This is a genomic window from Pseudomonas sp. UMAB-08, from assembly GCF_900095225.1.
In the GTDB taxonomy this organism is placed as follows: domain Bacteria; phylum Pseudomonadota; class Gammaproteobacteria; order Pseudomonadales; family Pseudomonadaceae; genus Aquipseudomonas.
The window spans coordinates 66263-81390 of record NZ_LT607434.1 but is presented as its reverse complement, the minus strand read 5'-3'; the positions used below and the strand labels follow the sequence as shown (position 1 = coordinate 81390).

Annotated in this window: 8 protein-coding genes; 3 read left to right on the top strand and 5 right to left on the bottom strand. The window is 60.0% G+C overall.

The annotated features are described in order from the left end of the window. Nucleotides 1-194: 194 nt before the first annotated feature. From recC to recD, 3 genes are read left to right on the top strand one after another with little or no spacing between them, the layout of a single operon-like run. Nucleotides 195-3680, top strand: a complete 3486-nt coding sequence (gene recC / locus K0F75_RS23350) for an exodeoxyribonuclease V subunit gamma (protein ID WP_219064327.1) — start codon at nt 195-197, stop codon at nt 3678-3680. Continuing rightward, nucleotides 3677-7402, top strand: coding sequence for an exodeoxyribonuclease V subunit beta (gene recB / locus K0F75_RS23345; protein WP_219064326.1), 3726 nt, complete (start codon nt 3677-3679; stop codon nt 7400-7402). The genes recC and recB overlap by 4 nt, the downstream gene beginning before the upstream one ends. Next, nucleotides 7399-9498: an exodeoxyribonuclease V subunit alpha gene (gene recD, locus K0F75_RS23340; RefSeq protein WP_219064325.1), complete on the top strand. Its 2100-nt coding sequence runs from the start codon at nt 7399-7401 to the stop codon at nt 9496-9498. Before recB ends, recD begins: the two co-directional genes overlap by 4 nt. On the opposite strand, the gene K0F75_RS26100 is transcribed toward recD, so the two are convergent. From K0F75_RS26100 to K0F75_RS23315, 5 genes are all read right to left on the bottom strand, one after another. After that, a complete protein-coding gene (locus K0F75_RS26100; RefSeq protein ID WP_219064324.1) occupies nt 9493-11007 on the bottom strand; it encodes an amino acid ABC transporter permease/ATP-binding protein in 1515 nt (504 codons plus the stop codon). The two genes, recD and K0F75_RS26100, sit on opposite strands and share 6 nt — an antisense overlap. Nucleotides 11008-11061: 54 nt before the next feature. Then, entirely contained in the window at nt 11062-11865 is an 804-nt protein-coding gene (locus K0F75_RS23330) for an ABC transporter substrate-binding protein (protein ID WP_219064323.1), read from the bottom strand. Between the two features lie 63 nt (nt 11866-11928). Beyond that, nucleotides 11929-12996: an isopenicillin N synthase family oxygenase gene (locus tag K0F75_RS23325; RefSeq protein WP_219064322.1), complete on the bottom strand. Its 1068-nt coding sequence runs from the start codon at nt 12994-12996 to the stop codon at nt 11929-11931. Between the two features lie 15 nt (nt 12997-13011). After that, on the bottom strand, nt 13012-13863 hold the full coding sequence (locus K0F75_RS23320; protein ID WP_219064321.1) for a sugar phosphate isomerase/epimerase: 852 nt from the start codon (nt 13861-13863) through the stop codon (nt 13012-13014). A 290-nt stretch (nt 13864-14153) separates the two neighbouring features. Beyond that, entirely contained in the window at nt 14154-15116 is a 963-nt protein-coding gene (locus K0F75_RS23315; protein WP_219064331.1) for a LysR family transcriptional regulator, read from the bottom strand. Nucleotides 15117-15128: the final 12 nt, after the last annotated feature.

The following is a 15128-nucleotide window of genomic DNA, read 5'->3' as shown; positions in this document are numbered from 1 at the left end:
GTAGGTCATCGTCAAGATTAAATTCCGAAACCCCTGTCTGCTTATGCAGACAGGGGTTTTGTTTGTGCGCTGGGAAAAGTCCGATCAGGTGGCAATCCTGCTCGCTTGCCCTTAAGGTTCTGCCATCAGTTTTTCATTCAATTCATGGGCCGTCTGCGCGAAACTCGATGACGGTATCAGTCAAGGAAGCAGCTATGCCGGTTACACCAACGCTCAGTGCTGGATTCATGGTGGTTCATGGCAACCGACTGGATGAGTTGCGCAGCCTTGTCGTTTCCTGGATGCGGCGTTATCCGCTGGCGCCCCTGGAGAATGAGATTGCGTTGGTGCAAAGCAACGGCATCGCTCAATGGTTGAAACTGGCTCTGGCTGAGGACTCTCAGGACGACGATCAAGGTGGATGCGGAATCGCAGCCGCAGTGGATGTGCAACTCCCCGGCAGTTTCATGTGGCAACTGTATCGAGTGGTGTTGGGCCGCGATGAAATTCCAGCGACTTCGCTGTTGGACAAGGCACCCCTCACCTGGCGTTTGATGCGCCTGCTTCCTGCGTTGATTGACCAGCCACATTTCGAGCCGTTGCAACGCTTCCTCACTAACGACACCGACCTACGCAAGCGTTACCAGCTGTCTGAACGACTCGCGGACCTGTTTGACCAATACCAGGTCTATCGGGCTGACTGGCTCGAAGACTGGGCGGCGGGTCGTCATCAATTGCGCAACGGCCGAGGCGAGAGCAAGGCTCTGACCCCGGCCAATTGCTGGCAGGCAGAGTTGTGGCGCGCGCTCCTGATGGACGTCGGCGTCGAAGACATGGCGCAAAGCCGCGCAGGCGTTCACCAGCGTTTTATCGAGCGCATCAACAGCCTGACCGAGGCACCTGAAGGCCTGCCTTCTCGGGTCATTGTGTTTGGCATCTCTTCGCTACCGGCACAAGCGCTCGAAGCCTTGGCCGGTCTGGCGAAATTCAGTCAGGTGCTGCTCTGTGTGCACAACCCGTGTCGGCACCATTGGGCGGACATCGTCGCCGATAAAGACCTGTTACGGCATCAATATAAGCGTCAGGCGCGTAAAGCTGGAATGCCCGTCGTGCTGGACCCCGAAGCGCTGCATCAGCATGCACATCCGCTGCTCGCCGCGTGGGGCAAACAAGGTCGTGACTACATCAATTTGCTGGACAGTTATGACGAGCCCAACAGCTACCGGGCAGCGTTCAGGGACGGACGTATCGATCTGTTCAGTGAGAGCGAACCTCGCACGATACTGAACCAGCTTCAGGACGACATTCTCGAGCTGCGCCCACTCAGCGAGACCCGCGATCTGTGGCCTGCGGTCGACTCTGGTAAAGACCGTTCGATCCGTTTCCATGTAGCGCACAGCGCGCAGCGGGAAGTGGAAATCCTTCACGATCAATTACTCGCCCGTTTCAGCGCTGACCCGGATCTGCGCCCGCGCGATGTGATCGTCATGGTCCCCGATATCGATAGTTACGCTCCGCACATCCGTGCCGTGTTCGGCCAGCTCGAGCGGGATGATCGGCGCTTCATTCCGTTCACTCTGGCGGACCAAGGCCAGCGCGGCCGTGAACCGTTGTTGATTGCAGTCGAGCACCTGCTGAAGATCCCGGACAGTCGATTCCCGGTCAGTGAAATTCTCGATCTGCTGGACGTCCCGGCGCTACGCACCCGCTTTGGCGTCGAAGAGCGTGACCTTGCGACGCTGCATCGCTGGATTGAAGGTGCGGGTGTTCGTTGGGGCTTGAACGCCAAGCAGCGTGCGGGCCTGGGTTTGCCTGATGAGCTGGAGCAGAACAGCTGGCATTTCGGCCTGCGTCGCATGCTGCTGGGCTACGCCGTCGGGGCGGGCGCGTCTTATGACGGGATTGAACCGTACGACGAAATCGGCGGACTCGATGCTGCACTGATTGGCCCTCTGGTCTCACTGATCGATGCCCTCCAGGTCGCCCATAGTGAGCTCTCGCTCCCGGCGACTCCCCAGGTGTGGGGCGCGCGCCTGCAAGCCTTGGTGCAAGTGTTCTTCGCGGCCGACAGTGAGCATGACGACTACCTGCTCGGCCAACTCGAGCAGTTGCGTGAAACCTGGCTGGACACCTGTGAATCGGTAGGCCTGCTCGACGAACTTCCCCTGACTGTCGTACGCGAAGCCTGGTTGGCCGGTCTTGACCAAGGGCGTTTATCGCAGCGCTTTCTGGCGGGCTCGGTTAACTTCTGCACCCTGATGCCCATGCGTGCAATCCCCTTCAAACTGGTCTGCTTGCTGGGCATGAATGATGGCGATTACCCACGAGCACAGCCGCCGCTGGACTTCGATTTGATGGGCAGCGACTACCGTCCTGGCGACCGCTCCCGTCGTGAAGATGACCGGTACTTACTGCTTGAAGCGCTGCTCTCCGCACGTGATCAGCTTTACATCAGCTGGGTCGGGCGTAGCATTCGCGACAACAGCGAACGTCCGGCGTCGGTGCTGATTGGTCAGCTTCGCGATCATCTCGCCAGCGGTTGGAAGCCGGTCGGTGCGGTAGCGCCAGAAGACGTGGAGAAACGTAATCCCGGCGAACAACTGCTCCACAAGCTGACCCTCGAACATCCCTTGCAGCCGTTCAGTGCACAGTACTTCCATGACGGCAGCGGTTTCTTCAGCTTCGCTCGCGAATGGCAGATGCTGCATGAGTCGAACATCCCGGTGGCTGACGCGCCGGCACTGTCCGAGCATCAGCAGGAGGAGCCGCTCAGCCTCGCGCAACTACAAGATTTTTTGCGTAACCCGGTCCGGCACTTCTTCAGCCAGCGCTTGAAGATTTTCTTCGAAGTGGCCGAAGCGCCCCTCGCGGACGAAGAACCCTTCGTGCTGGATGCCCTTGAGCGTTATAGCCTGAGCGAAAGCCTGCTTGAAGCGGCATTGGCTCGACCCGAGCAGATCGACGACGCCTTGCTGTCCCAGGCCCGACGGCTGCAAGGCAGTGGGTTGCTGCCCATGGCCGGTTTCGGCGCGAGCCTGCAAGAGGAACTGATCGAGCCATTGCCTGACCTGCTCCAGCGTTATCAAGACCTGTTGCGCCAGTGGCCCGAACCGCTGAACAGTGCATTGCCTGTCAGCTTTGCTCACCAGCAGGTGAGTCTGGACGGCTGGCTCAGCGGGCTGCATAAAAACAGCCGCGGTGGGTTGTTGGCCGTGACCGCCATTCCGAACGCCATTGGCTCGAAGAAAACCCGCAAGTGGCATCGATTGACGCGGCCCTGGGTGATTCACCTGGTGGCCTGCGCTTGTGGTCTACCGCTGAGCACTGCGTTGGTCGCCAGCGATGAAACCCTGTTGCTGGACCCGCTGGAAAAAGAGGCTGCGGCGACAGCGCTTAATCATCTGTTGATGGCCTGGCAAACCGGAATGCAGCGACCACTGCCCGTGGCCGTAAAAACCGCGTTTGCCTGGCTCGGCCAGAGTGACGAAGCGAAGGCCGAGGCAGCAGCCTGCAAGGCGTATGAAGGTGATGGCCAGACCACCAATGGTGAGCGTCGCGAAAGTACGGCGTTGGCCCGTCAGTTCCCGGATTTTGCTGCACTGATCGACAGCGAAGAATTTGTGGGTTGGTGTGACGCCCTGTATCGCCCATTGTTTGAAGCCCCCTGGCAATCCCTGTCCACGGCGGAGGCCAGCGCATGAACCTCAATCAAACAGAACAGCCGACCCAACAACAGACTGCATCCCTGGCCCTGCGCTTTCCCCTTCACGGCAGCCAGTTGATCGAGGCCAGCGCGGGCACCGGCAAGACGTTCACCATTTCTGCGTTGTACCTGCGCCTGGTCCTCGGCCATGGCGGCGAATCGGGTTTCGGCCGCGAGTTACTGCCGCCGCAAATCCTGGTGGTGACCTTCACCGATGCAGCCACCAAAGAGCTGCGCGACCGTATTCGCACTCGGTTGGCGGAAGCTGCACGGTTCTTTCGTGATGAGATGGCTGCACCCGATGATCTGATCGCTGAGTTACGCGATCAGTACAGCGCCGAGCAATGGCCTGCGTGCGCCAATCGCCTGGATATTGCAGCGCAGTGGATGGATGAGGCTGCGGTGTCGACTATCCACAGTTGGTGTCAGCGCATGCTGCGCGAGCACGCCTTCGACAGCGGCAGCCTGTTCACCCAGACCCTGGAAACCGACCACAGCGAATTGCTCAGTGAAGTGCTTCGCGATTACTGGCGGCGGTTTTGTTACCCCATGAACGGTGATGCGCTGCAGTGGGTGCGCGCCCGTTGGGGCAGCCCGGCGGCATTGCTGCCGAGGGTTCGGGCCCTGTTCGGTAACGCCAGCGACGGCGATAGAGGCAATACAACCCAAGAGCCTGCCGAGCTGATTGCGGCGACATTGCAGCAACGTCGCGAAGCGTTGCAGGCCCTGAAAGCCCCTTGGGTCGACTGGGCTGCCGAGCTGCAGGTGATCTGTATTGACGCGGTTACGCGCAAGGCCGTCGATGGGCGCAAGATGCAGGAGCGCTATTTCAAACCCTGGTTCGAAAAACTCACCGCGTGGGCGGCTGACGAGAATCAGGAAGAACTCGATCTGGGCACTGGCTTCACTCGCCTTACGCCCGATGGCTTTGCCGAAGCGTGGAAGGGCGACGCACCATCGCACCCGGCGCTCGACGCGATGCTCGAACTCAAGGCCAGTCTCGACACCTTACCCACGCCCGATGCTGCCGTGCTTGAACACGCCGCGCAATGGGTGGGCGCGCGCTTCGAAGAAGAGAAACGTCGGCGAGCAGAGATGGGTTTCGATGACATGCTGCTCAGGCTCGATGCGGCATTGGGCAGCGCCGGGGGCGAGCGCTTGGCGACCTTGATTCGTGAACAGTTCCCCGTGGCGCTGATCGATGAGTTCCAGGACACCGACCCCGTGCAGTACCGGATTTTCGAGCGCATCTACCGACTCGAAGAGAACAGCCGCGAGACCGGCCTCTTCCTCATAGGCGATCCCAAGCAGGCGATCTACGCGTTCCGTGGCGCTGACATCTACACCTACCTGCGCGCGCGCTCGGCCACCACTGGGCGCTGGCACACGTTGGATAAAAACTTTCGCTCCAGCCACGCCATGGTCGAGGCCGTCAATCATGTATTCGGGCGCGCCGAGCAACGTGAGCAAGGGCGCGGCGCCTTCCTGTTCCGTGACGGCGATGACAATCAGGTGCCGTTCGGACCTGCCAAATCCCAAGGGCGCAAAGCGCTGTTTCAGGTCAATGGCCATGCGCCCGCTGCGCTGAATGTCTGGCAGCTGGAAAGCGATCAGCCGGTCTCCGGTGCGACCTATCGACAACAGCTGGCCGCCAGTTGCGCCAGCGACATCGTGCGCCTGCTCAACGAAGGCCAGCAAGGTCACACCGGGTTCGTTCTGCCGGGTAAAGCGCTGTGCGGTTTACTGCCCGCCGATATCGCGATCCTGGTGCGGGACGGTAAAGAGGCGCAGGCCGTGCGCGGCGAGCTGTCGGCCCGTGGTGTGCGCAGTGTTTATCTGTCGGACAAGGATTCGGTGTTCGCCGCCCAGGAAGCCCACGACGTGCTGAGCTGGCTCAAAGCCTGCGCCGAACCGGATTCGGAGCGCACCCTGCGCGCCGCCTTGGCCTGCATCACTCTGAACCTGTCACTGGCCGAGCTTGAGCGTCTGAATCAGGACGAATTGGCGTGGGAAGCGCGCGTCATGCAGTTCCGTGGTTATCGTGCGATCTGGCGCAGCCAGGGCGTGCTGCCGATGCTGCGGCGCTTGCTGCACGACTTCCAATTGCCGCAGGCGCTGATCAGCCGCAACGACGGCGAGCGCGTGCTGACCAACTTGCTGCACCTGTCTGAACTGCTGCAACAAGCCGCTGCCGAACTGGACGGCGAACAAGCGCTGATTCGCCATCTAGGCGAGCATCTGGCGTTGTCCGGTCAGGCGGGTGAAGAACAGATCCTGCGCCTGGAAAGCGATGAGCAACTGGTCAAAGTGGTGACCATCCACAAGTCCAAAGGCCTGCAATACCCATTGGTGTTTCTGCCGTTCATCTGCTCCTCTAAACCGGTGGATGGCAGCCGCTTGCCGTTGCATTTTCATGATGCGGACGGAAGGGCACAGATCAGTCTCAAGCCCACGGCAGCCTTGATCGAACAAGCGGATAACGAACGTCTCGCAGAAGATTTACGCCTGCTCTACGTCGCCCTCACACGGGCAGAGTCCATCTGCTGGTTGGGCGTGGCGGACCTCAAACGCGGCAACGCCAACAGCTCAATACTGCACCGCTCTGCGCTGGGCTATCTGCTGGGTGGCGGGGCGCCGTTGACCGAATCCGCGGGGCTGAGCCAATGGCTGCAACACCTAAAAGCCGATTGCACCGCCGTCAACGTCGAAGCCATGCCTGAGCCGACGAGCATCACGTTCAGTCCGCCACGCAATGAAGCTGTCTTGCTTAAGCCACGCCTGCCAAAACGCCGCGCCGCCGAAAACTGGTGGATTGCCTCTTACAGCGCCTTGCGTATTGGCGACACACTCACCGCAGGCAGCGACGAATCCCCGGACAGCCCGCAGGCGCAAAAACTGTTCGACGACGAACGACTCGACCCCGGCGCCCCCCGCGAAGTGCTGGTCAGTGGTGGCGACATCCATCGGTTCCCGCGTGGGCCTAATCCCGGGACCTTTTTGCATGGCTTGCTGGAATGGGCCGGGCGTGAAGGTTTTGCCGCAGCGGCAGCCGACCCGGTCAAGCTGGAAAAAGCCATCGGCAGCCGCTGCAATCGGCGTGGCTGGCAAGGCTGGATTCCGACGCTCACTGACTGGATGACGCACCTGCTCAATCTGCCGTTGCGTCTGGCGGCGGATGATCAGCCTATGTCGCTGGGGCAGTTGGGTCAGTATCAGGTCGAAATGGAGTTCTGGTTTGCCAGTCACAAGGTCGACGTGGCACGGATGGATACGCTGGTTCGGCGTTACACCCATGACGGCGCGCCGCGAGCTCCGGCGGAAGCTGCATCGCTCAATGGCATGTTCAAAGGGTTTATAGACCTGACGTTCGAGCACCAGGGCCGTTATTACGTGGCTGACTACAAGTCCAACTGGCTGGGCGTTGATGAAGAGGCCTATACCGAGCAAGCGATGACCGCCTCGATTCTGGACAACCGTTACGACCTGCAATACGTGCTGTACCTGTTGGCCCTGCACCGCCAGCTCAAGGCGCGTCTGGCTGACTACGATTACGACCGGCACATGGGCGGCGCGCTGTACCTGTTCCTGCGCGGCACCCGTGCGCCGAGTCAAGGTGCTTACTTCACCCGTCCGCCGCGTGAGCTGATCGAGCGTCTTGATCTACTGTTTCAAGGCAAGTCATTGCCCCAGGAAGATGTGCTGTCAGGAGAGTCCGCATGAGCCGCTCATTCGCTGAACTGTTGCCCACACCGTTGGATGCACAAAGCCTGGCCGAGTTGACGCCACTGAGTCGTGTCGACGACCTGCTGCTGTTGCTCGAGCGTTGGGTCGAACGAGGCTGGCTGCGGGCGCTGGATCGGGCCTTTGTCGCGTTCCTCAGCGAGCTGGACCCGCAGGCGGATTCGCTGGTGCTGCTGGCGGCGGCGTTGACCAGCCATCAACTGGGTCATGGGCATGTCTGCCTGGACCTGTATGAAACATTGAAAGAGCCGGACTTCGCCCTGTCGCTCCCACCTGAGGGCGATGTGCAGTCAGGTCCAATGCTATTGCCCTCGCAATTGCTGGTGGCGCTGGACGGTGGCGCCTGGTGTCAGGCGTTGGCTGGCAGTGCCTTAGTGGCGCAGGCCGATGATCACAGCGAGGCTGCGGCGCACAAGCCATTGGTGCTGTCGGGTCGGCGTCTGTATTTACGCCGTTACTGGCACTACGAAAGACGTATCGCCGCTGCATTGCGTCAGCGTCTGGCGCAACAGGAAGCCGCGCCCACAGATCTGGCGCAACGACTCGATGCGTTGTTCGGCAAGGCCAATCCGGCCCCCGATGCGCTGATCGACTGGCAAAAACTGGCGTGCGCACTGGCGACACGCGGGGCTTTCAGCATCATCACGGGAGGCCCCGGCACCGGTAAAACCACGACGGTGGTGCGGCTGCTGGCCTTGTTGCAGGCGCCTGCCGTGGAGAGCGGCCAGCCGTTGCGCATTCGTCTGGCGGCACCCACCGGTAAAGCGGCTGCGCGGTTGAGCGAGTCTATCAGTCATCAAGTGCAGTCCCTTGAAGTGGCTGAAAACGTGCGGCAAAAAATCCCCAGCGACGTGACCACCGTGCACCGTCTGCTGGGCAGCCGTCCGGGCACCCGTCATTTCCGCCATCACGCAGGTAATCCGCTGCCGCTGGACGTGATGGTGGTCGATGAAGCTTCCATGATCGACCTGGAAATGATGGCCAATCTACTGGCTGCGTTGCCGGCCCATGCACGCCTGATTTTGCTCGGTGACAAAGACCAGTTGGCCTCGGTGGAAGCTGGCGCGGTGCTGGGTGATTTGTGTCGCGATGCCGAAGCGGGCCTCTACAGCCCGCAAACCCAGGCCTGGCTGCAAGCGGTCAGCGGCGAAGACCTGGGCAAAAGCGGATTGCAGCAAGGTGACGCAATGCAGTTCCCGTTGGCCCAACAAGTGGTGATGCTGCGCCATTCCCGGCGTTTCGTGCAGGGCAGCGGTATCGGCCAATTGGCCAGGCTGGTCAATCAACAACAGGCCGAAGACGCACGGGCATTGCTTGCCGCGCGCAGCCACAGCGACCTGTTTGCACTGACGCTCAAGGGTGAACAGGACCGCTCTCTGGAGCGCTTGCTGCTAGAGGGGTTGGGGCAGGGCACCGAAGGCCCGCAAGGTTATCGGCATTATCTGGGTGTGCTGGCCGATCAGCGTCCTGCCGAAGGTGCCGCGCTTGAAGACCCATGCTGGACACTCTGGGCGCGTTCAGTGCTGGAAGCGTTCGATTCGTTCCAGTTGCTGTGTGCCGTGCGAAAAGGCCCGTGGGGTGTTGAAGGGCTGAATCAACGGATCACTCAGGCGCTGTTCAACGCGAACCTGATCGAAAGCGATCAGCACTGGTATGAAGGGCGTCCGGTACTGATGACGCGCAACGATTACGGGTTGGGCTTGATGAACGGCGACATCGGCATCGCCCTGCGCTTGCCCGAACGCAGCGGGCCAGAGGCGGGACGCCAGGTGCTGCGTGTCGCGTTTCCGCGCAATGACGGCAACGGCGGCGTACGGTTTGTGCTGCCCAGCCGGCTCAACGACGTTGAAACCGTGTACGCGATGACCGTACACAAGTCCCAGGGCTCGGAGTTCGCCCACACCGCGCTGATCCTGCCTGAATCCTTGAATCCGGTGCTGACCAAAGAGCTGATCTACACTGGCATCACGCGGGCCAAGCACTGGTTCAGCCTGATCGAGCCGCGCCAGGGTATTTTTGACGAGGCGCTCAGGCGCAAGGTCAAGCGCCTGAGCGGCTTGATGCTGGGGTTATAGCGGATGTAGCCCCATAAACCGCCTGACCCGCTCACCCGCGTCATGCGCCCTGATCACTTGGGGCGTGGCGTCGACCTGGATGAGCCCGTCCTCCATGAAAATGACCCGGTCGGAAATCGACAGGGCAAAGTCCATTTCGTGGGTGACGATGAGCATGGTCATGCCCTCTTTGGCCAGGTCGCGAATCACGTTCAGCACGTCGCCCACCAACTCTGGATCAAGGGCGGAGGTGGGTTCGTCGAACAGCATGATCTGTGGGTCCATCGCCAGGGCACGAGCAATGGCGACGCGCTGTTGCTGACCGCCAGACAGCTGATGCGGGTATTTGTGGGCGTGGGCCAGCAGGCCGACTTTGTCCAGTAACGCGTAGGCGCGTTGTTCGCTCGGTTGCTGTTCGCGGCCGTGGTAGAGCGGTGCGAGGGTGATGTTGTCGACGATGGTGCGGTGCGGAAACAGGTTGAAACTCTGGAAAACCATACCGATGCGCTGCACGCCGTAGCGGACCTGAGCACTGTTGAGGTTGTCACCGGCATGGATGAAGCTTTCGCCGAACAGGATGATCTCGCCCTGATCAATGCTCTCCAGGCTGTTGATGGTGCGGATCAGCGAGGTCTTGCCCGAGCCGGACGGGCCGATGATGGAAATCACCTGGCCGGCGTTCACGTCCAGATCGATGCCTTTGAGCACGTCATGCTGACCATAACTTTTGTGGATGTTATGCAGCTGTAGCGCGGGCGCGGCACCGATGCCGTTTTGCGGGCGGACGACGCTGGATGTCGGTATCAGGCTGGCGCGTAATTGGGCAACGCCAGCCGTGTCGAGGGTTTGCGGCGTGCGGTTGTTCAACTCCAGGTGTTGCTCAAGACGCTGCAGTAACCAGCCGAACAAGCTGACGATCAACACGTAGTACACCGCCACGGCTGACAGGGTTTCCATCACCAGAAAGTTCTGCGCGTAGAGGCGCTGGCCGACGGTCAACAACTCGGTCAGCGAGATGACCGAGACCAGTGACGTCAGTTTGACCACAGTGATGTATTCGTTGATCAGGGTAGGCAGGGAAATCCGAAAAGCTTGTGGGATCACGATCAGCCGTTGCATGCCAATCAGACCGATACCCAGTGCACGCCCGGCTTCCTTCTGCCCTTTGGCAACTGAAATCAGGCCGCCGCGATGAATCTCCGCCATGTACGCCGCCTCGGTCACTACCAAGGCGAACAAGCCGGAATAGAAGGGGTTGGACAACACTTCGCGGGTGAACGGAAACAGTTGGGGCAGGTTATAGACGAACACCACCAACACCAGCAGCGGGATGCTGCGAAAGAACCAGATATAAATCGACGCGGGCACACTCAGCCAGCGTGAGGTCGAGAGTTTGGCCGAGGCCAGCAGAAAACCGAGCAGCATACCGATGAACCAGGCCAAGGCACTGAGTTCGATCACCGTGATGCAGGCTTCCCAGAAATCCGACACGGAGAACAGAGAAAAAAAGTACGACCATTCAAATTGCATGTACACCTCAAGCTGCCGGCCTCGCAGAGGGCCGGCAGGTCAAACGGGAAAAAATCAGTGGGTGGGTTCTTCTAGGTTGTATTTCTTCAACAGGGCCGCGTATTCGCCGCTTTTCTTGCTGTCGTCGAAGGCTTTAAGCAACGCCTGATACAGCGCTTCGTTACCTTTTTTGACGAAAATGCCCAGGGTTTGTTGATAGATGGAATGCTCGGTGCTGACCACCACACGGCTTTTGGTGCGCTCGGCGATCATGCCGGCCGCGCCATCGATTTCAACCTGAGTCTGGACGTTGCCGGACAGCAGGGCCTGGGTCACTTCGGGGGCTGACGGAAATTCGCTGACCGCGATAGCGCCTTTGTTGTTCGGCACGCAGTAGTCAGTGGACAGCTTGTTGAACTGCGCCACCCAGGTCGTGCCTTTTTCCAGGCCGACTTTCAGGCCGCACAGGTCTTCCGGGATTTTCGGTTTCAGCGGGCTGTCCTTGAGCACCATGATCGCAGCGCCGGTTTTGGCGTAGGGGATTGTCTGGGCCTGGGTTTGGCGCTCAGGGGTGATGTACATCCCGGAAATGATCGCATCGTAGTGGCCCGAGTTGAGGCCGAGGATCAGGCTCGGAAACTTGGTGTCGACGAATTCGGTCTTGAGGTCCATGTGCCTGGCCAGCAGTTGGGACAGCTCGGGGTCGGAGCCGACCACATTCTTGTCCTTGTCATAGGATTCGAACGGCGGGTAAGTAATCTCCATGCCGACCTTGAACTGCCCCGGCGTCACCGTTGTAGCGGCGTGGGCCAGCGTGGCGCCAAACACGGCGGCGGCAAGCACGGTCAAGCGGACAGCGGTGTTGTTTTTGTTGCGCATCGTCGGTGACTCCACAGTAGAAAAAAGGCGACATGGGTTAACGGGATCGTGACAGGACTGCATTCAGGGAGCGTCCGGGGTCTGGTTTTTCAGGTGCCCGAAGCTCGACGGTTTGCGGGCTTTTTCCGGCAGTGCTATCTCGCCGTTTTCTACCCGTTTGCGTAGGTATTGGTAGGTCTGCAGGGCCTGGCTGAACATGTGTTCACCGATGGCGATTTCCTCGTAGTCTTTGCCGGCCTGAGCGAAGCTGGGCAGCGGCTTGATCTGGGTGTGGAAGTCGCAGGCGTAGAACAGCGGGAAGGAGTAACGCTCCTCACTCACCGTTCTGACACGATGAGCCGTAGCAACGAACGTACCAGCGGTCATGACCTCGAGCATGTCGCCGATGTTGACCACAAAGGCGCCCTCAATGGGCGGCGCATCAATCCACAGGCCCTGATCGTTCATGACTTCCAGACCCGGCTTGTCGGCAAGCAATATTGTGAAGCACTCGTAATCGGTGTGCGCACCAATACCGGGCGCGTCCTGCGCGGCGTCGTCGAACGGGTAATGGATCAGCCGCAGCTTGGACGGTGGGCGCGTGACCATCGCGTCGAAGTAGTCTTCTTCCAGGCCCAATGCCAAGGCGAAGCCCCCGAGCAGCCTGCGGCCGAGCGCGAAAATTGCGGCGTAATAGGCTTGCACCGACGCTTTGAAACCGGGCAGCAGCGGCCACTCGTTGGGCCCCAGCAGCGGCGTATTGGCCAGCACCAACGGGTCATCGGCGGGTACTTCGAAGCCGATGTCGAAGGCTTCTTTATGGTCGGGCTTGCCCTTGGCGTAAACCTCTTCACCTTCGGGCACGAAGCCTTTATGGGTCTTTGAGGTGCCAATGTAGTGCTGCATCTTGGTGTCGAAGGGCTGGTCGAAAAAATCCTTGGCCGCTTGATACAGGCCAGCGATCAGTTGCGCGTCGATGCCGTGGTTCTTGATGTACAGGAAACCGACCTCGCGGGCGGCGGCACCGAGCGCTGCGGCGACGGCCTGACGTTGGGCGAGGTCGGCGCTGAACAACCCGGCAATGTCCACCACGGGAATGCTGCTGAAGTTGGCCGCGACCGAGGGTGCCGTGGTTTGGGAGAGATCAGGCATAACGAAAACGCTCCTTCAAAGACAAGTCGATTGAGTGAACCGCTGGAAGTGCTCGCGCTCGGTCTGGCCCATCCACACGTTCAGCGACCACAGATCGGCCACGGGTACGTTGGTGAAGGGCAGGTGATGCAAGTAACCGTCGGCGCCGAATTCCGGGGTCAGAGTGCTGACCTGATAGCCACGTTTTTTTTGCGAACGCCAGATCGCTTCCCAATGCTGTTGATGGAAGGCCAGCTCTTTTGCGTATTCCGGCGCGGCCGGGTGCGGAACCTGTGGGCCCTGGTCATAGCCGACCCGGGCTTGAATGTGATGCACGCGATCGACGAACGCGCTGAGGTCATCTTCGGGGTCGTTGAGCAGGCGCTCGCAGGTAACGATCCAATGGCTGATGTCGCTGGTGAACAACAGATCAGGCAGTTGGCGGATCAGTTCGAGGGTGATCCACGGATTGAACAATGAGCGCGAGCGATGGGTTTCGAAGCTGCACACTTGACCGTGTTTGCGTGCCAGCTCCAGCGCCTGACCGAAAAAGTCGACCTGCTGCGGCAGCTGCCAGCGGTCGTTGCCGGCGAGCACATTGACGAAGCGCGGCGACAGTTCGGCGGCCCAGGCGAGTTTTTTATCCAGGTCGACCAGGTGTTCAGCGACCGGTGCAGCCTGCTCGGGCAAGACGTTGTAGGCGGTGAACACGGTGCTGATATAGCCGAGTTGGTTGGCCCTTAGAAACGCCGAGAATTCTGCACGCTCGCTGGCTTCCAGCGGCAGACGCGCTTCCATACCGTCGAAACCAGCGTCCAGCAGCTCTTCCAGCGCCTGGGTTTTGCTCGCGGTATAGCCCCAGAGTGTGCGGAAAATATCCAGTTTCATCGACGACCTCAAAGATTCCTCGGGCTACGGCACAGCGCGACGACGGCATAAGCCGGGTCGGCAACGATGGGCAGTAGCGAAGGGGTAATCTTTGGGCCGAATCTCTAGGTATCCGGTCCCTTGGTGGGATAGATCTTAGGGGCGGCGCGGGCGCGGGAAGAATAGGAAAGCTCAAATCCATAGTTCAGAGATTTCTAAACTATCTAGACACAGACCAACTGTAGGAGCGGGCTTACCCGCGATCCGCCGCGACCCTGGCTTATCGCGGGCACGCCCGCTCCTGCATGGGGTTACTGTTCATCCGGCGGGTCCGCAAACAGCATTTCCTTCGTTTCACCCAGCAAAAGCTGGCTGTTTTTCTCGGTCACTGTCCGGATGTAATCCCATAACAAGGTAATCCGCTTGAGCTTCCTCAGGTCCTCGCGGCAGTACATCCAAAACTGTCTTGTGATCTTTACTTCGCTCTCCAGCACCGGCAGCAAGCGCGGGTCTTGTGCTGCCAGGAAGCACGGCAGGATCGCCAGTGACCGACCTTGCAGCGCCGCCACGTACTGGGCAATGACGCTGGTGCTGCGCAGGTGCGCGTTGGCGCCGGGGAGTAGATTGCTTAGATAAAGCAGCTCCGAGCTGAAGGCCAGGTCGTCGACGTAACTGATGAACTGATGGTTGGTCAGATCTGTACTGCGTTGAATCGGCGGATGGCGGTCGAGGTATTCCTGGGTGGCGTAGAGCCGCAGGCTGTAGTCGCACAGCTTGCAGCAGACATACGGCCCATGTTCGGGGCGCTCCAGGGCGATGACGATGTCGGCTTCGCGCTTGGACAGGCTGATGAAGTGCGGCAGCGGCAGGATATCCACCGAAATAGCCGGGTAAGCGTCGAGAAAGTGCGTCAGCTGTGGGGTGATGAAAAAGCTGCCAAACCCTTCCGTGCAACCCATGCGTACATGGCCGGACAAGGCCACTCCCGACCCGGACACCTGCTCACAGGCCAGGTGCAGCGTGCTTTCGATCGACTCGGCATAACCCAGCAGACGCTGGCCTTCGGGCGTCAGAATAAAACCGGTCGTGCGCGATTTCTCGAACAGTAATGTCCCTAGCGACCCTTCCAGCGAATTGATCCGTCGGGACACCGTCGTGTAGTCCACTGCCAGGCGCTTGGCCGCGGTGCTGGCTTTGCGGGTACGGGCGACTTCAAGGAAAAACTTCAGGTCGTCCCAATTGAGGAGGTTCAAGGAGGTGATGTTTTTTTGCATATTGATCCGGCT